Genomic DNA, 23,232 nt, shown 5'->3' with positions numbered 1-23,232 from the left:
AGATGCGGGCCATTTTTTTCGCCTGAACGCCGCTTACTTGCGCAGCGCTTTCACCTGTTCGGCGGTGATGTCCGCCGGCAAGCCGCCCCAGGTCACGCGCAGATAATTCACCAGCTCCGCCACGTCGGCATCGCTCAGCCGTTCGCCGAAGCCCGGCATGCTCTGCATGCTTTCGCCGTTCGGGAACTGCTGAGCCGGCAAGCCGTCCAGCACCGACACGATCAGGTTCTTGCCGTCCACCTGGCGCAGCGTGGCGTTATCGCGCATCGCCGGTGCGACGTGCGGTTTGCCCTCGCCTTCGCGCGCGTGGCAGCCGGCGCACTGATCCAGATAGGCCATGCGCCCGGCATCACTGCCCTGGCCCATTTTCACCGGCACAGCCGCCGGCGGCTGCTCGCCCATCAGATACAGCGCCAGCGCCTGATGGTCTTCCGGCGTTAAATGCCGGGTGCTGAGATCAACCACCATGTGCATCTCGCTGAAGGCGGAACCCTGCGGCGCGAGGCCGGTGCTGAGGAAGCGGCTGATGTCCTGCGGCGTCCAGCCGCGCTGCGCCAGGCCGTGCGGCGTAATGTCCGGCGCCATGAAGCGGCCGAGATCGCCGCCCTGCATCGGCTTGGCGAGATCCATCTGCCCCAGCGCGCCGCGCGGCGTGTGGCATTCGCCACAGTGGCCCAGCACGTCGGCCAGATAGCGGCCGCGCTGCCATTGCGGCGAGCTGCCCTGCGAACTGGCCGGCAGCGGATCCTGGCTGCGGAACAGCAGGTTCCAGCCGATCAGCGCCATGCGCTGGTTGAACGGGAACGGCATCTCGTTGGCCGGAATGGCCACGTCCACCGCCGGGCGCGTCATCAGGTAAGCGTAGATGTCGTCGGCGTCCTGACGCGACATGCCCTTGTACGAGGTGTAAGGCATCGCCGGGTACAGGTGTCGCCCGCCCGGCGCCACGCCCTGCGTCAGCGCCAGGAAGAAGTCGTCCCTGGTCCAGCGCCCGATGCCGTGGTCGGCCGACGGCGTCAGATTGCTGCCGTAAATCGTGCCGAACGGCGTTTCCAGCGGATAGCCGCCGGCCAACGGCGCCCCGCCGCTGGCGGTATGACAGGCGGCGCAGTCGGCGGCCTGCGCCAGATAGCGGCCGCGGGCGATCTGTTCGGCGCCGGCGGTCACCTGCTGCACCGGACCGTCGTAACGGCGGTTTTCCCGCCACCACAGCAGCGCAATCACCACGATCGCCACCAGCACAATCAATACTGCGAGACGTTTTTTCATTGCGCCGTCTCCTTCAGCAGGCCCGGCGTTTTCAGCACCACGTCGCGCACCGCTTCGTAGTAACGCACGTAGCCGGTGCAGCGGCAGATGTGGCTGTCCAGCGCCTGCTCGATGGCGCTTTCCAGCTGCTCGCGAGCGATAGGTTCACGCTTGAGCTTTTCCACGAAAATGGTGGCGGCATTGACGAAGCCCGGCGTGCAATAGCCGCACTGGAAGCTGTAGTGCTCCAGAAACGCCTGCTGGATCGGCGACAGTTCAACCACCTCGCCCTGCTCGTCCACCCTGGCGTGGCCTTCGACGGTACGCACTTTCTTGCCGTTGAAGAAATGCGCGCCGGTGATGCAGGTGCGCACCTCTTCACTGGTGCCGCTCGGGTGATCGACGATCGCCACGCAGGCGTGGCAAATGCCCTGCCCGCAGCCGAGGCGCGAACCGGTCAGATCAAGGTATTCGTGCAGGAAATCGATCATCATCAGGCCTTCCGGCACCTCGATCGGGCCGTATTGCTTCTGGTTGATGGTCAGGGAGATCGGCTGGGTTTTAATGCTCATTGTAATACCTCACGAATATTTTCTGCACGAACGGGCAAATCACGGAAACGGTGACCGGTGGCGTCGGCGATGGCGTTGACCAGCGCGGCCACGATCGGGATCATCACCACCTCCGCCATGCCTTTCGGCGGATCGGTTTCCGACAGCGCCGGCAGGATGTCGCCGCTCTGCTTCCACACCGCCACGTCGCTGGCGCGCGGCAGGTGGTAACGGTTGAAGTTCCAGGTGCCGTTGCCCGGCCCGTCTTCGTACAGCGGTAAATATTCGTGCAGCGCATGGCCGATCCCCATCGCCAGCCCGCCCTGCAGCTGGCCGGAAACCAGTTCCGGCACGATCAGGTTGCCGCACTCCATGATCGAATGGTGATTCAGCAATTCCACCTGGCCGGTGGCGATATCTACCGCCACTTCCGCCAGCGTGCCAACGGCGCTGTAGTAGGTCACCGCCGCATTGTTACGCTGGGTTGGCGGGTAGTAGACCTGCCCACGCGCCAGCGGTTTGAATTCGCCGCCGGCGTTGCGCAGCGCCATGCCGTCGATCGGCAAGCGCTCGCTTTTGCCGTTCAGCGTGAAATCGGCCTCCGCCCACTGCCAGCGGTTGAAGACGTGCACCGCCGCGCCGGTGACGCCGCCCATCTGATAGGCCGTCTTGGCCAGCAGCTCGAGGCTCAGCACCGACATGCCCGCCGCCGTCAGGCCGCCTTCGACCCAACGCGCATCTTCACGCCGCACCACCAGCGGCGCCGCCTGCCCGCCGCCGATGCCGGCCTGCCACAGCGCCATCGCCGCCGGCCACAGGCCGTGATCGAAGATCAGGCGCGCCGCTTCGCGGGTGCTGTGCGAGAAGTAATAGGCCGAGTTGCTGGCGCTGGACGGCGAACAGTAGCTCGGCGTCCAGTTAGGGTTGGTTTGCAGCTTGTCCTGCTCCTCCTGCGACATCAGGTAGGGATCGCCGCTGGTGACCATCGGCAGCACCGACCAGTCGATGACCGAGAAATGCGCTTCGTCGGCCGGTTTTCCCAGCCACTGCGCACACAATACCGACTGCGAGGTCGACATGCCGGTGCCCATCTCCGCGCCGCTGTGATGCAGCGTGATGCGGCCGTCTTCGCTCAGCTCCACCCGGGCGAACGAGGTTTCCGCCCCGGTGCCGAAGTCTTTCTGCACGCAGCCGAAGCCAACGCCATAGCGCTTGCCGGGATGGCGGCTCTCAAACTCGGCCTTGCGTTCGGCGCGCTTGAGCCACATCTCATGCTTCGCCGCCTTCTCCAGCACTTCATCGGCGCGGATCGCACCGGCCGGGATCGCCCCCTGGGTGTTTTTCATGCCGGATTTCAGCACGTTGCGCAGGCGGAACTCGATCGGGTCGATCTTCAGCTCGGCGGCCAGCTCATCCACCATCATCTCGGTGGCGGCCATGCTCTGCAGCGTGCCGTAACCGCGCGCCGAGCCGGCGTCGATGGCGCGTGAGGCCAGCCCGACCGACGACAGATCGCTTTTCGGGAAGTAGTAAATCGACTGGGCGGCGGTCGCGCCGACCATCACCACCGAAGGGGTAAAGTTGCTGCGGCCGCCGCCGTCCGCGGTCATGTCGCCGAGGAACGACTGCATGACGCCGGTCTGCTTATTCACCGCGATGCGGTAATTCATGTCGAACGCGTGGCGCTTCAGCGCCGTCTGGAACTGCTCGAAGCGATCGTTGGCCAGGCGCACCGGGTGGCCGTCGCCGTACATCGCCGCCACCGCGCCGTAATACGGGAAGTTGTAGTGATCTTTCGAGCCGTAGCCCACGGTGTAGCACGGGTGCAGGATCAGCTGTTTCACCGGCGGGTTGCGCTTGGCCAGCATGCGCGGCATCTCGTCGGCCACTTCCTGCGGCGACTGGGTCGGCACCACCAGATGCAGCGTTTGCGTCTCGGCATCGAACCAGCCGTTGGCGTTGTCCGGCTCCAGCGCCGAGGTGTCGATCGACTGCGTGGTGTAGCGGCGCGACATCACCAGCCAATCGGCCGGCGGATTGGCCATCTCGTCGGCGATCAGGCCCGCATAGCGCATGCCTTCCTGATCCAGCTTGCCGCCCTCGCGCCCTTCCGGCCACACCGGCAGGTGTTTTTTCATCGACACCGGGAAGATCGGCGTGTCCTTCAGGCTGGAGAAGCGATCGTCGTCGAACGGCTGATCGCCCCCCACCCGCACATAGCGGAAGCTGCCCCAGGGATCGCGCTCCAGCGGGCCGGTGACCGCGCCGTATTTGATGGTTTCCTCACGGAATTTCAGCTTGTCCTTGGCGAAGCGGAAACGGGCGAAGTCGTGATAGATCAGTATCGCCACCGCCTGGCCGAGATAGGCCGGGGTTTTGCCGCTCGGCAGCAGCATGTCGTCGCCGTAGAACGCCGGGAAGGCCAGGCCGTCGCGCGCCAGATCTTCCGCCGTCACCAGGCGATCCGGCTGCAGGTCGTCCCCCAGCAGCGACAGATCGACGCCCTCGAACAGCCGGTCGGCTTTAGTGACGCGAAGAATGAAGGCGTGCGCCTGTTTCTGCGGCCAGTGCGGCATGTCCACCGCGCGGATGTCGCGCGCGAACACCTTCTGCCCCATGACCTTGGCGCGGCCATCGATACGGAAACGGACGCGTTTGGTCTGCGGATCCCAGTTGGGTGACTGGAGGATTTTTTGCTCGAACAGCGCGGCGTAGGCGCGGCTGTACAGGGGCGCGAGGTACACGGACACCCCCGCAATCACGGCGCCTTTGATAAAGCGGCGCCGCGACGGGTTGAAATTGCTCATAAATAAGTCCTTCACGTCTTTCTTGTAATTGGTTTTTGTTCGCGGTGTTGTTGCGCAAACGCTGACGACCTTGCCGTAGACGTCATAAGCATATGCTTATAACTAAAATTATGTGATGATTAACAAGCTGTTTTCAACAAAAAAACATTTACAAAACACAGGTAGTTTGTAGGCTAATAAATAATTTGCGCAAACGCGGACTTCAACCATGACCACGGGCATTGTCATTACCGCCGCCGGACGCGGGGAGCGCTTTATTCAGGCCGGCGGCCGGGGCAACAAACTGAACGCCGGATTTGCCGATGCGGCGGGCGAGCGGCGATCGCTGTTCGAACACACCCTGCGCCAGGCGCTGGCCTCCGGCCTGCCGGTACAGGTGGTGACCCGGCCGGATAATCTGCCGGTGCTGGCCGCCTGCGCCGCCAACCAGGTGCCGGTCACCCTGCTCGCCAGCGCGAGCCTCGGCGACTCGATCGCCGCGGGCGTTGCGGCCACGCCGCACTGGCAGGGCTGGCTGATTCACCTGGCCGATATGCCGTTCGTCGGCGCCGATGTTTTCCGGCAGGTGGCGGATGCCTTACGGCAGCACGCGATCGTGCGCCCCTGCTATGCGCAACAGCCCGGTCATCCGGTCGGCTTTTCCGCTCTATTGCGCAAACCCCTTTGCCAACTGCGCGGCGATAATGGCGCGCGTGAACTGCTGCAAGGCGCGGCAGTGCACCTGCTGCCGCTTGAGCAACCCGGCGTCGTGCAGGATATTGATCTTCCATCGCAACTCCCGGCCAGCGAGTAAATTCACCTATGCAACATCTTGACGTCACCGTAGTCAGCCAGGCGATAAGCTGGCTGCAGCAACAGCCGGTCTGGTTATGTACCGTGCTCAGCACCTACGGCTCTTCGCCGCGCTCGCCGGGCGCGCTGATGGCGGCGACCCGCGATGGCCGCTACAGCGGCTCGCTGTCGGGCGGCTGCGTGGAGGAGGATTTTTTGCGCCGCGTGGCCGCCGGGGAGTATCAGGCGGCCAGCCAGGTGATTCGCTACGGCGAAGGCGGCATGACGCCCAACGTGGCGCTGCCCTGCGGCGGCGTGCTGGACGTGCTGATCGAATACCTGCCGGCGAGTGAAGCCAGCATCGCTTACCTGCGGCGCATCGCCGGCGCGCTGGAAGGGCATCACGCGTTGATCAAACGCCTGACGCTGCCCAACGCCTGCCACAGCCTCGAGCAGAGCCACTTCACCAGCGCCACCCAGGTCGAACGCCGGCTTGAGCAGATCACCCTGCACATCGCGGCCGCGCCGCGCCTGCTGATCGCCGGGCTGTCCAGCGTGGCGCTGTACTGCGTCGATTTCGCCGTGGCGTTGGGGTTTGAGGTGCTTGTTATGAAGGAAATCATTTGATATTACCGGAAAGAAAAGGGATTTGGCGGAAATTCGCGGATTTACTGGCTTCGCCTAGTTTAGGCATTTGATACCAGTCAGGGGGAAATTGAGCCGATCGGTAAAACTTTTGATACTATTGGTTGCTAACGTTTAAAAACTAAAGTACCGCGTTCAAAAACAATTCTAACACACTTCTAAAACCAGAGGCCGGTTAAAAAATAGGTACTGGTTGACACAGCTATGTAGAGATTAACCGGCCTTCTTACCAGTGTTTGAAAGGCTCGATGCTACTACGTCCTGACTATGTGTAAGTGCCTCTTTTTTGATATTCCCTTCAAGTCCAGCCAAGAATTTTTCCTTTTCCATATCATTGCATTGAAGCAACTTGATGTTCCGTTCATCACTAAGACGTAACACTGTATCAACCCCTTTGCGAACAATGATTTCGAACAGGGATTGCTTTTCGCGATCTGAAAGAATCGAAAACAAAGTGGCAAGTCTTGCATCAGGATCAACGACCTCGGTTGAGGTGTGTTCTTTCCTGTGTTCTTTTCTGTGTTCATTGTTTGTATTCATCGGAGCCTCACCAACACCATCAGTGAGCCATTCGAGTGATACCCCCTCATGATTGGCAATCACTTCAAGTAGTTGATGCCTAGGTGTAGGTGCTAATTCCCGTCTCTTATAGTAGTTCTGTAACGTATTGATATTAATACCCCAAGCTTTTGCGGCTTCATTCCGTGAAGGGTAGCGCTCTACCAGAGCAAAGATCCGCTCGATAATCGGTTCTTTTCTATCATCAGGTAAAGAACGTTCGTGTTCTTTTCTCATTTCATGTTCCTTTGCGTGCAACCAATTGATATCAATGAACTAAATTCGATGCCCTTGAAAAACATAAAAGAACATTGACTTGTGTTCTTTGTGTTCTTATGATTTATCCATACGGATACCCGCGCAGTTATCCGCGCGGATAACTTTTTAGGATAGAGGAAACATGAGCCGAAATGAAGATCTGAATGCCGACTGGCATCCTGAGACCATCAAAGCTGAGATCCACAAGCGTGGATTGTCCTTCCGGGCGCTCTCCCTACAGGCTGGCTACAGTAAGGATTCGCTTAAGAGCGTGCTGCGCACTCCCTGCAAGCCCTACCAACAGATTGTTGCTGACGCTCTCGGTGTATCTCCGGAAGCTATTTGGCCGAGCCGTTACACAACAACCAGTTACATCAATAAGGCGGTCTGATCATGTTCTTTGTTGCTAAGGAGTTGGTCGGTATTCCAGGCCTGCCTAAAACGGCGAAAGGCATCAGAGAAGCGCTGTGCCGATTCTCTGCCGGTTCAGAGTCACTTGTGCGCAAGCGTACCGGCAGCAAGGCTTTCGAATATCACATCGATTGCCTGCCGGATGTTGCGCAGCAATCGCTGCGGGCACGCCAGATTAAAGAACTGATGAACGATTCTGCAAAAGAACTTCCAGCGGCGAAACCTCAGTCTCCGGCTGCACCCCGTGCCAAAGGCGCTGACGAAAGTAAAATCGCGGTCTATCGTAAGTGTCCGGCGTTGCTGGAGCAGAAACTGAACACCCTGACGGCAGCCCAACGCCAAACCGCTGATGCCCGTATGGCCCTGGTTGTTGAGGTGATGCGTCTCGGGGATTTGCCGGGATTCAGCCGTGCCAAAGCTATCCGGGAGATCGTGCGTCAAGCTCAGGCAAGCGAGTTGCCTGAACGCCTGGCTAATGCGGCCGCCGCCGCAAATGCCAAGAAAGGAACATCACGCTCCCTGAGCGAAATCTCCCTCAAACGCTGGGTGGCAGACTTCAATAAAACGAGTTCTGCCGCTGAGCGCCTGCTGTTGCTTGCTCCCGGTAAGCGTCAAGTCGTTAAACCGGAGGAAATCAAGTGGTTGCCCGAGTTCCTTAGCTTCTATCGCCGACCGGATGGGCGCGGCATTCAAGAAGCCTATGATGATTTCGCAAAGGAGTGGGTCGAGCGATATCAGGATGATCTCCTGATGCGCGCTGCCATCCCCTCTTATGATCAGGTGTGCTATGCCATGAATAAGTTACCTGTTGTCGTCAAACAAAAAGGTCGCATCACCGGCAGTGAATTCCGTCAGTATGAGGGGTTTATTCGCCGTGACTGGGAGTCGCTGCCGGTGAATTACGTCTGGATTGGTGACGGTCACGGCATGAAAATGAAGGTTGCCCACCCTGACCACGGCAACCCGTTCTCTCCAGAGGTGACGTTCATTTTGGATGGTAGCTGTCGCTTTATTGTCGGGTGGAGTCTGGCACTGTCGGAAAGTGTCATTGCCGTTGCTGATGCGCTGCGCCACGGCATCAAAAATCACGGGAAGCCTTTCCTGTACTACTCCGATAACGGGGGCGGTGAAACCAACAACACCTTCGATGCTGAGCTGACCGGTATTTTACCCCGCCTGGGAATCGATCACCGCCTGGGTATCCCCGAGAATCCGCAGGGTCGCGGCATCATTGAGCGACTCAACCGCTCATTGGCTATGCGCATCTCCCGCCAGTTTGCCACCTATTACGGCACCGGCGCAGACCGTAGCACCGTTCGCCGCATGACAAAGGCCCTGCAATCGGCAACGAATGCCGCCAATAAGGGTAAAGAACTGAGCGCAAAACAAGAGAAAACCCTGCGTGATTTGCCGTCATGGGAGGCGCTGATTGATGCCATTGAGGCTGGCGTGGAGTGGTACAACAACCGCCCCCACGACTCTTTGCCCCTGCGTGGTGATGGCGAACACTTCACTCCGGCACAGTTCCGTCGCTACAAATTGGAAAAAGAAGCCACGGCGATCGAGTGGCTGTCTGACCTGGAGCTGCGTGAGATGTTTATGCCACAGATTGAGCGACATGTAAGCCGCTGCGAAGTTCGGTTATTTAATAACTTCTATTACTCACCCGAGTTGAACAATGAACACGGTAATCAGGTGCTGGTGAATTATGACCTGCATGATGCCTCTAAGGTTATCGTCCGTCGCCTGGATGGTTCGTTTATTTGCGAAGCCATTTGGGATGGCAACAAACAGCAAGCATTCCCGGTTACTGCCGAATATCACCAGCGTCAACAACGTATTAAAGGGATGCGGCAGCGTGGAGAAGAGAAGGTCCGCCTGGCTGAAGCTGAGAACGTGCATACGCTGGCAGCACCGGCAGAACAGGACTGGCTTCCAGGCAATGTCTATAAACCGGTGCGACGAACAACACCTGTGATGCTGGCAGACGTGGAGGATGCTGAGTACAGCGAAGATGAATATCTCAATAACTCGCTAGATATTCTTGAATCAAATAAGCGCAAGAACGCGATTTAACAGCAATTAAATACAGTTCAAATAATGGAGTTAATTATGTCTGAAGTGAATATTACTGATATTCGCGAGGCTGTCCGCAACCTGGTGGATGGTGAGCGCGTAACTTTCGCCCGTATGGCACGTGAAATCGGCCTGTCTACCAGTGTGGTCAGTGGCTTTATGAATAACAAATACGCCGGGGATAATGACCGTGTGGAAAAGGCTATTCAGCGCTGGGTCGAGAAGCAACACACTGTAGCCGAATTGCCGGAGCCTCCGCGCTTTATTGAGACGCCGACCGTCAAGCAGATATGGACAGCCTTCCGCTATGCACACCTGACGGAATGCATCGGCGTGGTCTGCGGTAACCCTGGCGTCGGTAAGTCTGAGTCTGCGCGGGAATACCGCCGCAGCAACGACAACGTTTGGATGATTACCATCACGCCAGCCTGTGCCAGCGTGCTTGAGTGCCTGACCGAGTTAGCCTATGAACTGGGCATGAACGATGCCCCGCGCCGTAAGGGGCCGCTGGCGCGTGCGCTGCGTCGTCGCCTGGAGGGTACACAGGGCCTCATCATCATCGATGAGGCCGACCACCTAGGTGCTGAAACCCTCGAAGAACTGCGACTGATGCAGGAAGCCACACGTGTCGGACTGGTGCTGATGGGAAACCATCGTGTCTATTCCAACATGACCGGCGGCAACCGCACCGTGGAGTTCGCCCGTCTGTTCTCCCGTATCGCCAAACGTGTCGCCATCAACAAAACCAAAAAGGCGGATGTGGCTGCTATTGCTGATGCCTGGCACATCCATGGTGAGAAAGAGCGGGAGTTGCTGCAACAAATTGCTCAGAAGCCGGGAGCACTGCGCATCCTCAGTCATTCCCTGCGCCTTGCTGCTATGACCGCCCACGGGGCCGGTGAGTCCGTGAACGAAAGCTACATCCTGAAAGCCTTCCGCGATCTGGATTTGGATGTTGATGTTTCCACCCTGTTGAGAGGCTAACACCATGATTAACCCGACCAAGTTGGTAAACGCGCTGGGCTGGCTGCAACGCCGCAACGTCGAAATCAAGCATGTGAATATCAGCCGTGCTCAACCTATCGTTGAAGTCGCCGCGCCAGACGCTGACCTGAAGCGCAAAGCGCATAACTACCATGCTGTATCCGCCGCCACTATTCAGGGCTGCATTATTTACTGGAGATAATTATGGAAAAAGTGAAATTTCTGGAGATGAAGATCCGCTTCTATGTGACAAAGGACGGAGCCATCAAACAAGATATTGATTCGAAGTTTATGAAAACTGAAATGGCTAAGGAATTTAGCGAAAAATATATTAAAGCGTTTGTGGAGTTACAAGGTGGCTTGGTTGCGGATGTTTCCAAAGCTGTAATTGGCAATGATATCAAGAGTTTTCACTGAGGTGTTTATGAATAAAGAGATTGAACAAACCGGCTACCGCAAAAACGCCCAGGGTTATCTCGTTCCGGAAGACTTGATTCGCCCGGTCGATAAGTTGCGTGATGATGTCGTGCTGGATATTGTCGAAGCCGCCAAGGTATTACGCCAGGCGATGGTAGATTTCAAGACCGCTTCCATGCAAAAAATCGGTGATTTTACCGACCTATCATCGAAGGAGTACGGCGTGGAGTATGGTGGTACCAAGGGCAACGTCACCTTGCCGAGCTTTGACGGGCAGTTCAAAATCCTGCGCGCCGTTGGTGACCACCGCGTTTTCGATGAGCGCATTCAGGCGGCAAAAAAACTGATTGATGACTGTGTCATCGCGTGGTCAGACGGTGCGAACGACAACCTGAAAGCGCTGGTTGACCATGCTTTCCGCGTCAACAAGCAAGGCCGCATTGATGTGAACGAGGTGTTGGGTCTGCGACAGGTTGAAATCGATGACGCACGCTGGCAGGAGGCGATGGACGCCATCGCCGATTCTATCCGGGTGACCGGCACCAGCCAATATCTGCGGATTTACGAGCGGCAGCCAAATGGCAAGTACGAGCAAATTAGCCTGGATATTGCCGGAGTCTGAGATGAAAGCAATCAACGCCAGTGAATTTAATGAAAAGTATAAAGTCGGCAGCATGTTTATTTACCAGTCCTGCCCGATTTTACGCGGTGGTCCGATTGTAAAAACGGTAGGGCCAGCCAGGGATTTCAAAGTTTCAGGCACGGTGGTTGAGATAAATCAGGAACCTTATTTCGTTAAAGTCACCGCGCTGACCGCAGCTTAATTTATTCAATTGTGTTTTTGTCGGGCGTAGGTGCGCCGGGGTGCGCTTACGCCTAAATCAAGGGGGATGGGAATGAAACGGACAGCCTGGATTTGTACTTTCGCCGCTTCATTATGCTTTGGGGCCTTGGGCTTAATCTTTATTTTATGGGTTCGGAGTTAATATGAATAAACTGCAATTAATCCGATTGATTCATGTAGCCAAGGGAAAGCTGAGTATCCCTGACGATGCCTATCGTGCGTTGCTGGCGAACACCGCTAACGGGAAAAGCAGTTGCAGCCAGATGTCGGTTATGGAGCTGCGTGACGTCTATGCCGAGCTGCAAGGTAAAGGGTTCAAACGTAGCTTCAAGAAAACCACAAAGCGTGTGCGTGAGAACGCCAAGGGCACACCGCGTGTAGAGGAAATCAGCAAGCTTCGAGCCATCTGGGCCACCATGCACCGTCACGGCTTCATTGAAAGCGGTGAGGAGATCGCATTGAACAACTACGTCAAACGCATGAGTCGCCAGCTCAACGGCGGTGCCGGTGTAGATGAGGTGGGCTGGCTCGACGGTTATCTGGCGTTTCGTGTGCTGGAATGCCTGAAGCAATGGCATATCCGCATGATGTTGGCAACGTTGGACGCCCGCAAGAAGCCCCGCCCGCAACACCCGCTGACCGGTGAAGAGGCACGGAGCTATGACATTATTTTTGATGCTTACGAGGACTCACTATGAAGCTAGGCCGCTGTCCTGTCTGTCATTCTGATTTGCATCTCGACGCCATCCTTGAAGACGACGCTGGGCGTGAGTTGCTGACGTTGTTAGCCAAACTGCCGGGTGGCGCTGCCAAAGTGATGGTGGCGTATATCGGGTTGTTCCGCCCTGAGAAGTCTAACCTGTCCCATTCTCGGGCGGTGAAACTCATCAACGAAGTGCTTGCGCAGCATCAGCCGGGCCGAGTGCTGACCCATGCCCTGAGCGAAACCGTTGAGCGTATTAGGGCAAAGCGCATCAAAGGTGACAAAAAGCCGCTGAGTGGCCACAGCTATCTACGAGAGGTTTACCGCACTTCTGAACAGATGTTCGCGCAGACCAGCAATATCGCTGCTCGTGAACGCGACGAAAGCAAGCGTGAGACTGACCAAGATAAAAGTCGCGACGATTATCTGGCCCATATGCACCGCCTGGGTCAGGACGTGTCAAAATTGCCCGGCGGTACAGAGTGGCTAGAACGTAATGGAGAGGGAAACCATGGCTGATAACTTTGAGCTTTTCGACGACGATCAGGATGATAGTCTACTCAATCATCTTGATGATGCAGGTGAAAGTTCTCGCTTCCCAGCACTATTGGCTGAGCTTAACGCGCTGCTCCGCACTGAATTGGTTCGGTTGGGTTATGACCCACGCCATTCGCTTGAGCTGGTTGTCGCCATCAGTAAACAGATTGGCGGTATGCAGGTGTATTTTCCACGAGGCCAGGCGTTAGAATATCTTGTTCGTGACATGCATATCTGGCGAGACTTCACTGGCAACAATGTTCCCGAGCTGGTTGAAATCTACCAAGTGACCTATAAAACGGTGTATAAAGCTATCAAGCGGATGCGTAGGCTTGAGCATCGGAAGCATCAACCAGAATTATTTTGAGGGCGTTATGTTCAATAAAATGGCAATAGGAATAATTGCAGCATGTGTTTCCATCAATGTTGTTGCAAGTCAAATTCCGCCAGAAAATGTTCTGCTGGAACGATTTGAAGCGGCAGGTATTGCGAAGAAGGATGCGTGGTCAGAGCGGGTTGGTGAGCAGAAGGCTAGAACAGTAAACATTAACTCTTTGGTTTTTAGCATTTACGATGATTCATTCGGTGCAGTTATAATAAATGAAGGGAGTTTAAAAAAGGAAAGGATTGAAGCTGGAATGCTGATATGCCTATCTATGCCGACAATCGCACTTAATGGTCTAAGCTCTGACAAAAAAAAGAAGGCCCTTAATATAATAAAATATGCTTACCTTAAGCCAGGTGAGGAAAGCTCAGATGTCATTGATGGCTTGGTGTTTAATGTTAAGTTAAGTTCCATCGATAAATATTCACTACTGAGTTGTAGTGTCGAATCGTTTGAGCCTTGGTAAGGCTAATTTAATTCAAATGAAGCCGGTTAATCCGGCTTTTTTTTTGCCTGTCGCACTATGGAAACCTCAGCTTATTTCTTACAGCTAGCTTTCCAGAGGTGCAAATGTGAGTCAGTTCAATCCTACCCCAGCGTTTACCCATGCCGTTGCTTTTGTCCTGGGCAAAGAAGGCGGCTACGTCAATGACCCTGCCGACAAAGGCGGTGAGACCAAGTACGGCATTTCCGACAAGCGCGACGGTGTCGCCGACGGCATGACCGACATTAACGGTGACGGCAAGCCCGACACCCGCATCAAAGACTTGACCATCGAACAAGCCAGCCAGATTTACTTCCGCGATTACTGGTATCCGGCCTACTGCCCGGATTGGCCGGACGGCATCTCGCTGTTGGTCTTTGATGCCGCCGTTCAGCATGGTGTTAAAAAATCCATATTTCTGTTGCAGGAAGCTGTTGGATTCAGCGGCAAAGCTGTAGATGGGATTATTGGTAAAAACACCCGTTCGGCTGTTCTGACTGCTGATCCCGAATGGCTGCTGGCCCGTTTCCTGGTCTACCGCGCCCGCTATTACGCCGACATCATCAAGTCCAATCCGTCCCAGGGTAAATACCTCAACGGGTGGTTCAACCGCCTGGACGATGTGGCGAACGCGGCCTGGGAAGTGGTCGGCGGTTCGGCATCGGTTGCCCGGAGCTAACCATGGGTAAAGGCTGGGATGAGTCATTTCGCCAGGGCAAGCGGGACCGCCTCAAAAAAGAGGTGCTCCATCGCATGGCCGGTGGCCCCAAACCCACCCCGGTGGATTACACCGGCTGCGACGGGACCCATGCCAGCTTTTACATGCGGGGTTGGGAGTCTGTCGGCCCCAGAGATATTGCCTGGCAATGCCAGCGCTACAAGGAACAACACAGTGAAAACCATGAACATCGTTAACTCTACCTGGTTGGTCGGCATCGTACTGTTGGCTTCCCTGACTCTGGCCGTTGGGTTGCCTCAGGCCTCATTGTGGTATTGGCTGCTGGCACTGCTCGGAGGCGGATTGGCTTACCTGGGCATCTGGCTTGAGGATAAGCGCAACGCCTTTTCTCACCGCGAGATGCTTTCCGTGCTGCTAAGCACCATTGGCAACTTCCTGGGGATGATTGCTTTCTTCGTCGCGCCCTATGGTGGGGTCCAGTTGCTGGCCTTTGCCACCGGCCTGCTGGCTGTACGTCTGGTTTGCTATAAGGGGCTGCTGCCGTGGATCCAATAACCGTGTCTACCGTCGCCGGGGTGTTGATGAAAGCCGGTCCATCCGTGCTGCGTGCCGTCGGCGGTTTGTTCGGCAGTGCCTCAGCCAAGACAGCGGACACCGTCGCCGGGATGGTGGAAGCCGTCAACAGTGCGGTCAACCCGCAGGACCGCCAGCGCGTCCTGGAACAGAAACTGGCGTCACTCCCGCCGGAGCAGTTCGTGCAGCTCGAGTCACTCAAGACTGAGCTGGAGAAGATCCAGGCCGAACGTGAACGTAACCGGTTTGCCGATCAGCAGGCTGCCCACCACGAACAGCAGGAGACCATTCGCAACGGTGACAACGCCGTTGATGATTATGTGCGCCGCACCCGCCCGTTGATGGCGCGTCTGTCACTCTACAGCTCCATCGCCTATGTGCTGTTGCTGGCCGTCGGACAGCAGGCGGCGGCGATTGCCACCGCTGCCGGTCATGTGCTGACGATGCCCGCGCCGGATTGGGATATCGCCCTGATGTTGGCGACCCCTGCATTGGGGTATCTCGGTTTCCGCACGCTTGATGGGTTCGCCCGCTTCAGCAAGTCTAGCAAGCACAAACTGCCGGTGGTGAAGTGATGGGTGATGCGTTCGACCGCGCCAGCGAACTGGAAATGGAAGACCGTAAACGAGCGTTAAATACCCATTTAAACCGGGTTAAAGAGGCTCCTGTCGAGTACGGCTATTGCAATGACTGCGGGGACGATATTCCCGCGCGGCGGCTGGCGTCGTTACCTGATGCTGTCTGCTGTGTGACCTGCCAACAAATCAGAGAGCAACGGGAGGCCCAGCGTGGATTGGGAAGTCGTTAAGGGCAACTGGGCCATCATTTGGGCGTTGTTCATGTCTGCCGTCAACGTGATCCAGTTACTGCTCGCCAAAACCTATGTGAAGCGTGAGGAACTGGAGTTGTTCCGCACACGTCTGCAATCCATGGAGAACACCATCGCCGGGCTACCGAGTCAAAAAGACCTGCACCAGTTGCAGCTTGAAATGAGCAATTTACGGGGAGACCTACGAGAACTCGGCCCGGCCATTCGCCAGGTGAAACACGTCAGCGATCTCCTACTGGAAAACGAATTGAAGGATAAGTGAGGCCATGGCCATGCGAGAAATTCTTGATAGCGATCAGCGACTGGTCATCCTGCGTTCCTTGCTGGAGTGCGGTGACAGCGCGAACGAATCCGTGCTGCAAACCTGCCTTGAGGCGTATGGCCACAGCACATCCCGTGATGTGGTACGCACGCATCTGGCCTGGCTGGCGGAGCAGCGACTTGTCAGCCTGCGCGATGTAGCCGGATGTTATGTCGCGACGATCAGCGGTCGCGGTGACGATGTAGCCAACGGCCGGGCCGTCGTGCCTGGTGTCAAAAAGCCACGGGCACGGGGGTAACGGATGGCAAAGCTTAAGCCCTATATCGATGCTCAACGGCGGCTTATCCACCACCTTGCCGCCGTTATGGTCTGTCTGGAGATAGAGTCCGATGTGATTGCGCCAGCCTTTGAAAAGGCCACCGGCAAGACCTATGACCGCGAGTCACCAGACAGCTTCACCAACACGTTCTTGAACAATAACCCGTCTTACAAGCGCGCCATGGATACGCTACGACGGGCCATTGGCAAAGAGCGTAAAGCGCAGATATCAGCCTGGAGAACGAAGCATGGCCGATGACAAGCCGACCCGTGGCCGTCCGTCAAAGATTGACCTGTTGCCGGAGAACATCCGTGACGCGCTGCACCAGATGCTGCGCGACAAACGCCACACTCAGGAAGAAATCCGCGAGGCTATCAACACGCTGATTGACCAGCATGAGTTGCCGGACGATATGCAGCTCAGCCGTACCGGCCTGAATCGCTACGCCAGCCGCATGGAGGCCATCGGCTCCAAAATTCGCGCCTCCCGCGAGATGGCGGAAATTTGGGCCGCCAAGCTGGGTTCCGCGCCGACGTCTGACGTCGGCAAATTGTTGATGGAGTTTGTGAAAACCCTGGCGTTTGAAACGTCAATGGCATTGGCCGAGACCGAGAAAACCGTTGAGCCTAAGGCACTAGGCCAATTGGCATTGGTCGCGCATCGTATCGAGGCCGCGCAGATGGTCAGCCACAAACGCGAGAAAGAGATCCGCCAGGCATTCGCGGAAGAAGCGGCAGCCACAGCGGAGAAAATCGTGTCTCAGGCGGGACTGTCTGCGGATAAAGCAGCAGATATCAAACGCCAGATATTGGGGATTGCATGATGCTAACAGCCAGCTTAAACGCCATTGCGACCGGCATTAACGGCGGGGAGGACTTCGATGAAAACGAAGTCCTCCTTGGTTATCAGCGGCGCTGGATCGCCGACGACTCACCGTTGAAGATTGCGGAGAAATCCCGCCGAACCGGTATCACCTGGGCAGAGGCGGCAGATGCCGCTTTAACGGCGTCGAAAGCCAAAGCCGCCGGTGGCACCAATCACTTTTACGTCGGCTCCAACAAAGAGATGGCACGCGAGTTTATCGATGCGGCGGCGATGTGGGCCAAAGCCTACGACCTGGCAGCGGCGGACGTTTGCGAAGAAGTCCTGGCCGATGACGATAAGGACATTCTGACGTTTGTCATCTACTTCGCCAGTGGATTCAAGGTGCAGGCGCTGTCCAGTAACCCCAGCAACCTGCGCGGAATGCAAGGCAACGTGACCATCGACGAAGCGGCGTTCCATGAACGCCTGGCAGAGGTGCTGAAGGCGGCGCTGGCGCTCACCATGTGGGGCGCAAAAGTCCGCCTTATCAGCACCCATAACGGCACGGACAATCTGTTCAACGAGTTGATCCAGGACAGTCGCGCCGGGAAGAAACGCTATTCCGTTCATACCATCACCCTGGATGATGCGTGCCGCGATGGCTTGTACAAGCGCATCTGCCAGGTGAAAAAGCGCGAATGGAGCCAGCCCGCCGAAGACCAATGGAAAGCCGATCTGTTGCGCGATACCGCCACGCAGGATGACGCGCTGGAGGAATACTATTGCGTGCCGAAGAACGGCAGCGGCACCTACCTGGCCCGCTCAATCCGAGAGCGTGCCGCACGCGGTGACGGCCCCGTTCTGCGCTTTACCGGCTCGGCGGAGTTCAACGCTCTGCCGGAAGGGATGCGGGCGCTGGATATGCGGGAATGGCTGGAGAACACCGTGCTGCCGGTACTTAACCCGCTCCCCGAAAAACGTCACGTGCTGGGCGAAGACTTCGCACGCTCCGGTCACCTGACGGTCTTTGCGCCGATCACTATCAACGATGACACCACGCGAACGGTGCCGTTCCTGGTCGAGCTGGCGAACGTCCCCTACAAGCAGCAGGAACAGGCGCTGTTCTTCATCTGCGACCGTCTGCCGCATCGTGACGGCATCAAGCTTGATGGGCGCGGCAACGGCAACTACCTGGCCGAGCAGGCCGCCGAACGCTACGGTGCCGAAGTGGAAGTCGTGATGCCGTCTGTCGCCCACTACCGCGAGAACATGCCGCGCTTCAAGGCAGCGTTTGAAGACGATGAACTGGTCGTGCCGAAGCATGAGGATGTTGTCAACGACCTGGGTCAGATTGTCGTCTTGCGCGGCGTGCCGGGTATCGATGACCGGGAGAATACCGGCAGCGATGGCCACAAGCGGCACGGTGACAGCGCCTATGCGATTTTCCTGGCCTATCTGGCCAGTAAAGAGGATTGCCGCCGTTATGAGCTGCACCGACTCAATCAACCCGAACGGCCGGAGGAGCGCGATGAGCGCCGCCAAATGCGCATCACGCGCGGGCTGAAAAATCAACGAGGGATGTTGTAATGTTAAACAAGCTGACCGGAGCCATCCGTAACCTGTTTCACCCCGCCACCGGTGACAAGGTAGAGGTAAGTCAAGACCTGCTGAAGGAAGAACAAACCCGCGCCCGCGCCACCGGCACCCGCCGCGCCAACGCCGGTATCAGCGTCGCCAGCACCATCACGCCGCAACGCTTGGCGGGGGTGCTGCGCAACGCGGCTGACGGCAATGCCCTGGATTATTTCATCTTGGCCGAAGAGATGGAGGAGCGCGATCTCCACTACTCCAGCGTGCTGCGCACCCGTAAGCTCACCGTCGCCGGTATTATCCCGACGGTCGAGGCCGCCAGCGATGATGCGCGCGACGTCGAGCTGGCTGATGCTGTCCGCGTGATGATTGAGCGCCCGCAGCTCCCTGAGCTGCTGTTTGACCTGCTTGACGGGTTGGGTAAAGGCATTGGTGTGGCGGAGATCCTTTGGGACACCTCAACCGTGCCATGGATGCCGCGTGATTATTCCTGGGTTGATCCACGCTTCCTCAAGATGGACGCGGATACGCTGCGCCAGGTGCATGTGTTGACCGAAGCGGAGCCGTTCAACGGCGAGCCGTTGGCCGCGTACAAATACATCATCCATCAGCCCCGCCTTAAATCCGGCTTGCCGCTGCGCAACGGTCTGGCGCGTCTGGTGGCGGTCATGTATATGCTGAAGTCATTCACGGTGCGCGACTGGTGGGCGTTCGGTGAGAAGTTCGGTTTGCCGATCACCATCGGCAAATATGGTAACAACGCCAGCGCTGAAGATATTCAGACCCTTATTGACGCCATCGCGTCTCTGGCTTCCGATGCCGGGTGCGCCATCCCGTCCACCATGCAGGTGGACATGGTCGAGACCGCCAGCCGCCAGGGCGGCGGCGACTTGTTCAAGGGCATGGCGGAATGGTGTGACGCACAGACCAGTAAGGCGGTGCTGGGGCAGACGATGACCACCGACAACGGCAGCAGTCAGAGCCAGGCCAACGTGCATGACCGGGTGCGCATGGATATCGCCAGGTGGGATGCTCGCCAACTGGAGAACACCCTCAATGAGTTCCTGGTGCGACCGTTCATCATGCTCAACTATGGCCCGCAGGCCAATTACCCGAAAGTCTGCCTGCGTATCAATGAACCGGAAGACCTCAAGGCCATGGTGGAAGCGCTGGTTCCGCTGATTGATCGAGGGATGAAGATCCAGTCGTCGGCGCTGCGTGACAAGTTTGGCCTGGACGAGCCGGAAGAAGGTTCCGATATTCTGCAACCTGCCGGTAGCCAGAGTGGCTATGCCATGTTGCCCGCCCTTAATCGCGAACAGTTGGCGTTGAATCGAGAGTCTGCACCGGATGATATTGACCTGTTGACCAGCGAGGGGATCAACGACTGGCAGCGCGTTGGCACGGCGTTCACCAATCCGGTATTAGCGCTGGTCAATGAGGTTGGCAGCTATGAAGAGTTCCTGGCGCGATTGCCGGAGCTGCAAGCCAGCCTGGATGCCAGCGAGTTTATCGAAGGGTTGACGCAACTGTGCTTCAAGGCGCGCGGCCTGGGAGATATGAACGATGGCTGATAACGACATTATCCCCAAGGAGGCCTTGGCCTGGTTCAAGGCCAAGAAGCTCAAACCCGGCTTTGATTACCGTGATGTGTGGCTTGAGGAGCACAGCGCCGCATTTACCGTGGCGAAGATAACGCAGCTCGATTTGCTCAGTGATGTGAAAGCCCTGGTCACCCAGGCGCTAGCCGAGGGCCAGACCTTCCGCGACTTTCAGAAAGTATTGGAGCCGCTGTTGGTCAAACGCGGATGGTGGGGAGTGCGGGAGATGGACGACCCGTTGACCGGCGAAACCCGCGTCGTGCAGCTCGGCAGCGATAGCCGCCTGCGCACTATCTACAACACCAACATGCGCACCGCCCGCAGCGCCGGGCAGTGGCAGCGTATTGAGCGAACCAAGCGCGCGATGCCGTACCTGATTTATACCCTGGGGCCGTCCAGGGAGCACCGCGTGGATCATCTCCAATGGGCCAACACTTGCCTGCCTGTCGATCACCCGTTCTGGTTGACTCACATCGGCCCGAACGGCTGGGGCTGCAAATGCGGTGTGCGCCAGGTCAGCAAATACGAGTATGACCAGATGGTGCAAAACGGCGTCACAGAGGCTGCGCCAGTGTACGACGGTAATGGCCAGCCCACCGGACAGGTCAGTCGCTCCAGGGTACCGTTGAAAACGCAGGCTCCGCCAGTCAAAAACGTCAAATGGTTGAACAAGCGCACCGGCGAGGAGGAACTGGTGCCGGAGGGTATTGACCCTGGGTGGAATTACAATCCCGGCATCAGTCGCCAGGCCGCACTGGAACGCCAGCTCCAGGCCAAGCAGCAGGCATTTGGTGCTGGCCGCTAACTCCGGCGGGTAACCTCGCTGTAACGCGCGTAGTGACGCTAACGCGCTCTGTGGTACGATGGCGCATAGAAAATTTGTTAAACGTTCCTGTGCGCTTTTAAACGTGTTTTAAACACGGTTCTCTCCCGCATTTGGAGGGAAAGCGGTTAATCCACCTTTCCCTCCGTTCCCCCGCACACTGTCCATACGATTTCTTTGTGTGGATGACCCCATGTCCGTTGAATTGCTGGCGCTCTGTTTCGAGTTGCCGGACACCATTGACAACAAGCTGCCTGACTGGCTGCCGATGTTGCCTATCGGCCCCTTCACAGGGCGCGATGGCCGTTCGTGGATCAACAACGAGCCCGAAGCCGTCATTTCCAAATCGCTGCAATTCAGCGACGTGCCGTTCGATATGGAGCACTCCACCGAACTTAAAGGGACGAAAGGTGACCCCGCGCCCGCCTACGGCTGGATTGACGACCTGAAAATTCAGGGCGATCAGGTCTGGGCGCATGTTGCCTGGAATGCTGAGGGCGCTGAACTCATCTTGGGGAAAAAGTATCGCTACTACAGCCCCGCCTTCGGTTACACCGCTGATGGCCTGGTTACGAAATTATCCAGCGTCGGCCTGACCAACAAACCCAATTTATTTGTACCTGCCCTTAACTCGGAGAACACCGACATGAAACTGCCTGAACAGATTGCGGCAGTCTTGGGCCTGGGCGCAGATGCCACCGTGGAATCCGGTGTCACTGCTATCCAGAGCCTGAAGACCGCCGAACAGGTCGCATTGAACCGTGCGCAAAACCCCGATCTGACGACCTGGGTGCCGAAAGAGACCCATCTGTTGGCGCTCAATCGTGCTGAAACAGCGGAGACCGCGTTGAAAGAACGCGCAGAGAAAGACGCGGAAGGCCTGGTGGATGCGGCGATTGCCGCAGGCAAAATCGCCCCAGCCAACCGTGATATGTACCTGGCAACCTGCCGCACCGAGGAAGGTCGCAAGCAGTTCGGCGCGTTCACCGAAGCCGCACCGGTGATTGTGAACACCGACCCGGAGAAAAAGAAAGCGCCAGGCCAGAAGGACAAGCAGGCGCTGACCGAAACCGAGGTGGCCATGTGCCGTTCCATGGGTATCACCGAGGCGGAGTTCCTGGCCGCCAAACCTAACGCCACTGAGGAATAACCGTAATGCCAACACCTAATGCAGAGATTTTGCACGCCCTAACAACCTCCCTGAGCGCCGCGTTTACCGCCGGGCTGTCAGGCGTAGAGCCGCAATACCTGCGTATCGCCACAGAAGTGCCGAGCGGGTCCGCCTCCAACACCTACGGCTGGTTGTCAGATTTACCGGGCATCAAGGAATGGATCAGCGACCGCCAGCTTGCCGTGCTGAGCCAGCAGGGTTACACCATCAGCAACAAGACCTGGGAAAGCTCCATCCGTGTGAAGCGCGAAAACATCGAAGATGACCAGATTGGCCAATACAGCGTGATTGCCAAGGCGTTCGGTCGCCAGGTGAGCGAGTTCCCGGACACGCTGAGCTTCCCGCTGTTGGTCGCAGGCTTCAACACGCTGTGCTTCGACGGCCAGAACTTCTTCGACACTGACCACCCGATGGCCGGTGGCACCTACAGCAACATCGTGGGTGACGGTACCGAGACGGGTGAGCCGTGGTTCCTGATTGATGAGTCTCAGGTGCTGAAGCCCATCCTGTACCAAAACCGTCGCCCCTTTAAGTTCGTCTCCCTGGATGACCTCAACAGCGAGCACACCTTCCTGAAGAATGAGTTTCTTTATGGGGTGGATGGTCGTTGCAACGTTGGTTTCGGTTTCTGGCAAACCGCCGTGGGGTCGCGCGCGCCGCTGAACGTGGCGAACTATGAGAAAGCCGTGGAAGTCCTTCAGGGGATGCAACGTGCCGATGGGTCCCCATTGGGCATCCGGCCGACCACGCTGGTCGTCGGGCGCAAAAATCGCGCAGCGGCGAAACGGGTTATCGACGCCATGCTGGTCGATGGCGGTGACTCCAACATCTACTACAAGGATGTGGATATCCTCAACAGCCCGTTCATCGTGACGCCTGCTGCGCCACCGTCCGGCGGCTAA

At 57.3% G+C, this 23,232-nt stretch carries 30 protein-coding genes and 1 pseudogene; 27 read left to right on the top strand and 4 right to left on the bottom strand.

Going from position 1 to position 23,232, the window contains the following annotated elements:
• Positions 1-33: 33 nt before the first annotated feature.
• Genes REA38_RS15340 through REA38_RS15330 form a run of 3 tightly spaced genes read right to left on the bottom strand, consistent with a single transcriptional unit; the run spans position 34 to position 4,606 of the window.
• Complete coding sequence (locus REA38_RS15340) at positions 34-1,269, bottom strand: c-type cytochrome (protein ID WP_197766273.1); 1,236 nt, start codon at positions 1,267-1,269, stop codon at positions 34-36.
• Positions 1,266-1,820, bottom strand: coding sequence for a (2Fe-2S)-binding protein (locus REA38_RS15335; RefSeq protein ID WP_033635931.1), 555 nt, complete (start codon positions 1,818-1,820; stop codon positions 1,266-1,268). The genes REA38_RS15340 and REA38_RS15335 overlap by 4 nt, the downstream gene beginning before the upstream one ends.
• Complete coding sequence (locus tag REA38_RS15330) at positions 1,817-4,606, bottom strand: molybdopterin cofactor-binding domain-containing protein (protein ID WP_308886172.1); 2,790 nt, start codon at positions 4,604-4,606, stop codon at positions 1,817-1,819. The genes REA38_RS15335 and REA38_RS15330 overlap by 4 nt, the downstream gene beginning before the upstream one ends.
• A gap of 208 nt (positions 4,607-4,814) precedes the next feature.
• Between REA38_RS15330 and REA38_RS15325 the strand changes: the two genes are divergently transcribed.
• Together REA38_RS15325 and REA38_RS15320 are read left to right on the top strand one after the other, a co-directional pair.
• Positions 4,815-5,399 (top strand): NTP transferase domain-containing protein, encoded by a 585-nt coding sequence (locus REA38_RS15325; RefSeq protein ID WP_060451969.1) that lies wholly within the window; start codon positions 4,815-4,817, stop codon positions 5,397-5,399.
• Positions 5,400-5,407: 8 nt separating this feature from the next.
• Positions 5,408-5,986 (top strand): annotated as a pseudogene (locus tag REA38_RS15320) (XdhC family protein); the annotation flags it as partial.
• Between the two features lie 249 nt (positions 5,987-6,235).
• On the opposite strand, the gene REA38_RS15315 reads toward REA38_RS15320, so the two are convergent.
• Complete coding sequence (locus REA38_RS15315; protein WP_308886171.1) at positions 6,236-6,817, bottom strand: hypothetical protein; 582 nt, start codon at positions 6,815-6,817, stop codon at positions 6,236-6,238.
• A gap of 163 nt (positions 6,818-6,980) precedes the next feature.
• On the opposite strand from REA38_RS15315, the gene REA38_RS15310 reads away from it, so the two are divergent.
• The 25 genes from REA38_RS15310 (at position 6,981) to REA38_RS15190 (ending at position 23,232) form a co-directional block, all read left to right on the top strand.
• Positions 6,981-7,229, top strand: coding sequence for a helix-turn-helix domain-containing protein (locus REA38_RS15310; protein WP_070559312.1), 249 nt, complete (start codon positions 6,981-6,983; stop codon positions 7,227-7,229).
• Between the two features lie 2 nt (positions 7,230-7,231).
• On the top strand, positions 7,232-9,325 hold the full coding sequence (locus REA38_RS15305; protein ID WP_308886169.1) for a Mu transposase C-terminal domain-containing protein: 2,094 nt from the start codon (positions 7,232-7,234) through the stop codon (positions 9,323-9,325).
• Between the two features lie 36 nt (positions 9,326-9,361).
• Positions 9,362-10,309 (top strand): AAA family ATPase, encoded by a 948-nt coding sequence (locus REA38_RS15300; RefSeq protein WP_060430653.1) that lies wholly within the window; start codon positions 9,362-9,364, stop codon positions 10,307-10,309.
• 4 nt (positions 10,310-10,313) lie between these two features.
• Positions 10,314-10,511 carry a hypothetical protein gene (locus REA38_RS15295; protein WP_060430655.1) on the top strand — a complete coding sequence of 66 codons (198 nt, stop codon included), beginning with the start codon at positions 10,314-10,316 and terminating at the stop codon, positions 10,509-10,511.
• Between the two features lie 2 nt (positions 10,512-10,513).
• A complete protein-coding gene (locus tag REA38_RS15290; protein ID WP_070559308.1) occupies positions 10,514-10,726 on the top strand; it encodes a hypothetical protein in 213 nt (70 codons plus the stop codon).
• A gap of 7 nt (positions 10,727-10,733) precedes the next feature.
• Complete coding sequence (locus REA38_RS15285; RefSeq protein WP_110157975.1) at positions 10,734-11,348, top strand: DUF3164 family protein; 615 nt, start codon at positions 10,734-10,736, stop codon at positions 11,346-11,348.
• Positions 11,349-11,358: 10 nt separating this feature from the next.
• Positions 11,359-11,550, top strand: coding sequence for a hypothetical protein (locus tag REA38_RS15280; protein ID WP_070559325.1), 192 nt, complete (start codon positions 11,359-11,361; stop codon positions 11,548-11,550).
• Positions 11,551-11,713: 163 nt separating this feature from the next.
• Positions 11,714-12,268, top strand: coding sequence for a regulatory protein GemA (locus REA38_RS15275; RefSeq protein WP_308886168.1), 555 nt, complete (start codon positions 11,714-11,716; stop codon positions 12,266-12,268).
• Positions 12,265-12,792, top strand: coding sequence for a hypothetical protein (locus tag REA38_RS15270; RefSeq protein ID WP_308886167.1), 528 nt, complete (start codon positions 12,265-12,267; stop codon positions 12,790-12,792). The genes REA38_RS15275 and REA38_RS15270 overlap by 4 nt, the downstream gene beginning before the upstream one ends.
• The gene (locus tag REA38_RS15265) at positions 12,785-13,177 is read left to right on the top strand and encodes a Mor transcription activator family protein (RefSeq protein WP_110157978.1); all 393 of its coding nucleotides are present in this window, start codon (positions 12,785-12,787) and stop codon (positions 13,175-13,177) included. Before REA38_RS15270 ends, REA38_RS15265 begins: the two co-directional genes overlap by 8 nt.
• Positions 13,143-13,661, top strand: a complete 519-nt coding sequence (locus tag REA38_RS15260) for a hypothetical protein (RefSeq protein WP_308886166.1) — start codon at positions 13,143-13,145, stop codon at positions 13,659-13,661. The genes REA38_RS15265 and REA38_RS15260 overlap by 35 nt, the downstream gene beginning before the upstream one ends.
• A gap of 106 nt (positions 13,662-13,767) precedes the next feature.
• Positions 13,768-14,358, top strand: coding sequence for a glycosyl hydrolase 108 family protein (locus REA38_RS15255; protein WP_308886165.1), 591 nt, complete (start codon positions 13,768-13,770; stop codon positions 14,356-14,358).
• 2 nt (positions 14,359-14,360) lie between these two features.
• Positions 14,361-14,594: a hypothetical protein gene (locus REA38_RS15250; protein WP_110157981.1), complete on the top strand. Its 234-nt coding sequence runs from the start codon at positions 14,361-14,363 to the stop codon at positions 14,592-14,594.
• Complete coding sequence (locus tag REA38_RS15245) at positions 14,572-14,913, top strand: hypothetical protein (RefSeq protein WP_162598287.1); 342 nt, start codon at positions 14,572-14,574, stop codon at positions 14,911-14,913. The genes REA38_RS15250 and REA38_RS15245 overlap by 23 nt, the downstream gene beginning before the upstream one ends.
• Positions 14,901-15,506: a hypothetical protein gene (locus tag REA38_RS15240; RefSeq protein ID WP_060430671.1), complete on the top strand. Its 606-nt coding sequence runs from the start codon at positions 14,901-14,903 to the stop codon at positions 15,504-15,506. Before REA38_RS15245 ends, REA38_RS15240 begins: the two co-directional genes overlap by 13 nt.
• Complete coding sequence (locus REA38_RS15235; protein WP_072264940.1) at positions 15,506-15,739, top strand: TraR/DksA family transcriptional regulator; 234 nt, start codon at positions 15,506-15,508, stop codon at positions 15,737-15,739. Before REA38_RS15240 ends, REA38_RS15235 begins: the two co-directional genes overlap by 1 nt.
• Positions 15,720-16,022, top strand: a complete 303-nt coding sequence (locus REA38_RS15230) for a DUF2730 domain-containing protein (RefSeq protein WP_060430672.1) — start codon at positions 15,720-15,722, stop codon at positions 16,020-16,022. The genes REA38_RS15235 and REA38_RS15230 overlap by 20 nt, the downstream gene beginning before the upstream one ends.
• A 10-nt stretch (positions 16,023-16,032) precedes the next feature.
• Positions 16,033-16,320 (top strand): ArsR family transcriptional regulator, encoded by a 288-nt coding sequence (locus REA38_RS15225; RefSeq protein ID WP_308886175.1) that lies wholly within the window; start codon positions 16,033-16,035, stop codon positions 16,318-16,320.
• A gap of 3 nt (positions 16,321-16,323) precedes the next feature.
• On the top strand, positions 16,324-16,599 hold the full coding sequence (locus REA38_RS15220; protein WP_308886164.1) for a hypothetical protein: 276 nt from the start codon (positions 16,324-16,326) through the stop codon (positions 16,597-16,599).
• Positions 16,589-17,164 (top strand): DUF3486 family protein, encoded by a 576-nt coding sequence (locus REA38_RS15215; protein ID WP_308886163.1) that lies wholly within the window; start codon positions 16,589-16,591, stop codon positions 17,162-17,164. Before REA38_RS15220 ends, REA38_RS15215 begins: the two co-directional genes overlap by 11 nt.
• Positions 17,164-18,732 (top strand): hypothetical protein, encoded by a 1,569-nt coding sequence (locus tag REA38_RS15210; protein ID WP_308886162.1) that lies wholly within the window; start codon positions 17,164-17,166, stop codon positions 18,730-18,732. Before REA38_RS15215 ends, REA38_RS15210 begins: the two co-directional genes overlap by 1 nt.
• Positions 18,732-20,309 carry a DUF935 domain-containing protein gene (locus REA38_RS15205; RefSeq protein WP_264383626.1) on the top strand — a complete coding sequence of 526 codons (1,578 nt, stop codon included), beginning with the start codon at positions 18,732-18,734 and terminating at the stop codon, positions 20,307-20,309. Before REA38_RS15210 ends, REA38_RS15205 begins: the two co-directional genes overlap by 1 nt.
• Positions 20,302-21,141, top strand: a complete 840-nt coding sequence (locus REA38_RS15200; RefSeq protein WP_308886161.1) for a phage minor head protein — start codon at positions 20,302-20,304, stop codon at positions 21,139-21,141. The genes REA38_RS15205 and REA38_RS15200 overlap by 8 nt, the downstream gene beginning before the upstream one ends.
• 211 nt (positions 21,142-21,352) lie before the next feature.
• Positions 21,353-22,309, top strand: coding sequence for a phage protease (locus tag REA38_RS15195; protein ID WP_308886160.1), 957 nt, complete (start codon positions 21,353-21,355; stop codon positions 22,307-22,309).
• Positions 22,310-22,314: 5 nt separating this feature from the next.
• Positions 22,315-23,232 carry a Mu-like prophage major head subunit gpT family protein gene (locus tag REA38_RS15190; RefSeq protein ID WP_060446303.1) on the top strand — a complete coding sequence of 306 codons (918 nt, stop codon included), beginning with the start codon at positions 22,315-22,317 and terminating at the stop codon, positions 23,230-23,232.

This window comes from Serratia sp. MF1(2023) (genome assembly GCF_030954545.1).
Classification (GTDB): Bacteria; Pseudomonadota; Gammaproteobacteria; order Enterobacterales; family Enterobacteriaceae; genus Serratia; species Serratia sarumanii.
The sequence above is the reverse complement of the archived record's forward strand: the minus strand, read 5'-3'. Positions and strand labels throughout refer to the sequence as shown.

What these genes read in the sequence shown, in the direction of transcription:
- REA38_RS15315 (WP_308886171.1), bottom strand. Translation starts at nt 6,817, where the DNA reads ATGAGAAAAGAACACGAACGTTCTTTACCTGATGATAGAAAAGAACCG.
- REA38_RS15205 (WP_264383626.1), top strand. Translation starts at nt 18,732, where the DNA reads ATGTTAAACAAGCTGACCGGAGCCATCCGTAACCTGTTTCACCCCGCC.
- REA38_RS15195 (WP_308886160.1), top strand. Translation starts at nt 21,353, where the DNA reads ATGTCCGTTGAATTGCTGGCGCTCTGTTTCGAGTTGCCGGACACCATT.
- REA38_RS15325 (WP_060451969.1), top strand. Translation starts at nt 4,815, where the DNA reads ATGACCACGGGCATTGTCATTACCGCCGCCGGACGCGGGGAGCGCTTT.
- REA38_RS15275 (WP_308886168.1), top strand. Translation starts at nt 11,714, where the DNA reads ATGAATAAACTGCAATTAATCCGATTGATTCATGTAGCCAAGGGAAAG.
- REA38_RS15335 (WP_033635931.1), bottom strand. Translation starts at nt 1,820, where the DNA reads ATGAGCATTAAAACCCAGCCGATCTCCCTGACCATCAACCAGAAGCAA.
- REA38_RS15220 (WP_308886164.1), top strand. Translation starts at nt 16,324, where the DNA reads ATGGCAAAGCTTAAGCCCTATATCGATGCTCAACGGCGGCTTATCCAC.
- REA38_RS15270 (WP_308886167.1), top strand. Translation starts at nt 12,265, where the DNA reads ATGAAGCTAGGCCGCTGTCCTGTCTGTCATTCTGATTTGCATCTCGAC.
- REA38_RS15340 (WP_197766273.1), bottom strand. Translation starts at nt 1,269, where the DNA reads ATGAAAAAACGTCTCGCAGTATTGATTGTGCTGGTGGCGATCGTGGTG.
- REA38_RS15330 (WP_308886172.1), bottom strand. Translation starts at nt 4,606, where the DNA reads ATGAGCAATTTCAACCCGTCGCGGCGCCGCTTTATCAAAGGCGCCGTG.
- REA38_RS15215 (WP_308886163.1), top strand. Translation starts at nt 16,589, where the DNA reads ATGGCCGATGACAAGCCGACCCGTGGCCGTCCGTCAAAGATTGACCTG.
- REA38_RS15210 (WP_308886162.1), top strand. Translation starts at nt 17,164, where the DNA reads ATGCTAACAGCCAGCTTAAACGCCATTGCGACCGGCATTAACGGCGGG.
- REA38_RS15295 (WP_060430655.1), top strand. Translation starts at nt 10,314, where the DNA reads ATGATTAACCCGACCAAGTTGGTAAACGCGCTGGGCTGGCTGCAACGC.
- REA38_RS15200 (WP_308886161.1), top strand. Translation starts at nt 20,302, where the DNA reads ATGGCTGATAACGACATTATCCCCAAGGAGGCCTTGGCCTGGTTCAAG.
- REA38_RS15250 (WP_110157981.1), top strand. Translation starts at nt 14,361, where the DNA reads ATGGGTAAAGGCTGGGATGAGTCATTTCGCCAGGGCAAGCGGGACCGC.
- REA38_RS15235 (WP_072264940.1), top strand. Translation starts at nt 15,506, where the DNA reads ATGGGTGATGCGTTCGACCGCGCCAGCGAACTGGAAATGGAAGACCGT.
- REA38_RS15265 (WP_110157978.1), top strand. Translation starts at nt 12,785, where the DNA reads ATGGCTGATAACTTTGAGCTTTTCGACGACGATCAGGATGATAGTCTA.
- REA38_RS15225 (WP_308886175.1), top strand. Translation starts at nt 16,033, where the DNA reads ATGCGAGAAATTCTTGATAGCGATCAGCGACTGGTCATCCTGCGTTCC.
- REA38_RS15300 (WP_060430653.1), top strand. Translation starts at nt 9,362, where the DNA reads ATGTCTGAAGTGAATATTACTGATATTCGCGAGGCTGTCCGCAACCTG.
- REA38_RS15285 (WP_110157975.1), top strand. Translation starts at nt 10,734, where the DNA reads ATGAATAAAGAGATTGAACAAACCGGCTACCGCAAAAACGCCCAGGGT.
- REA38_RS15310 (WP_070559312.1), top strand. Translation starts at nt 6,981, where the DNA reads ATGAGCCGAAATGAAGATCTGAATGCCGACTGGCATCCTGAGACCATC.
- REA38_RS15290 (WP_070559308.1), top strand. Translation starts at nt 10,514, where the DNA reads ATGGAAAAAGTGAAATTTCTGGAGATGAAGATCCGCTTCTATGTGACA.
- REA38_RS15190 (WP_060446303.1), top strand. Translation starts at nt 22,315, where the DNA reads ATGCCAACACCTAATGCAGAGATTTTGCACGCCCTAACAACCTCCCTG.
- REA38_RS15305 (WP_308886169.1), top strand. Translation starts at nt 7,232, where the DNA reads ATGTTCTTTGTTGCTAAGGAGTTGGTCGGTATTCCAGGCCTGCCTAAA.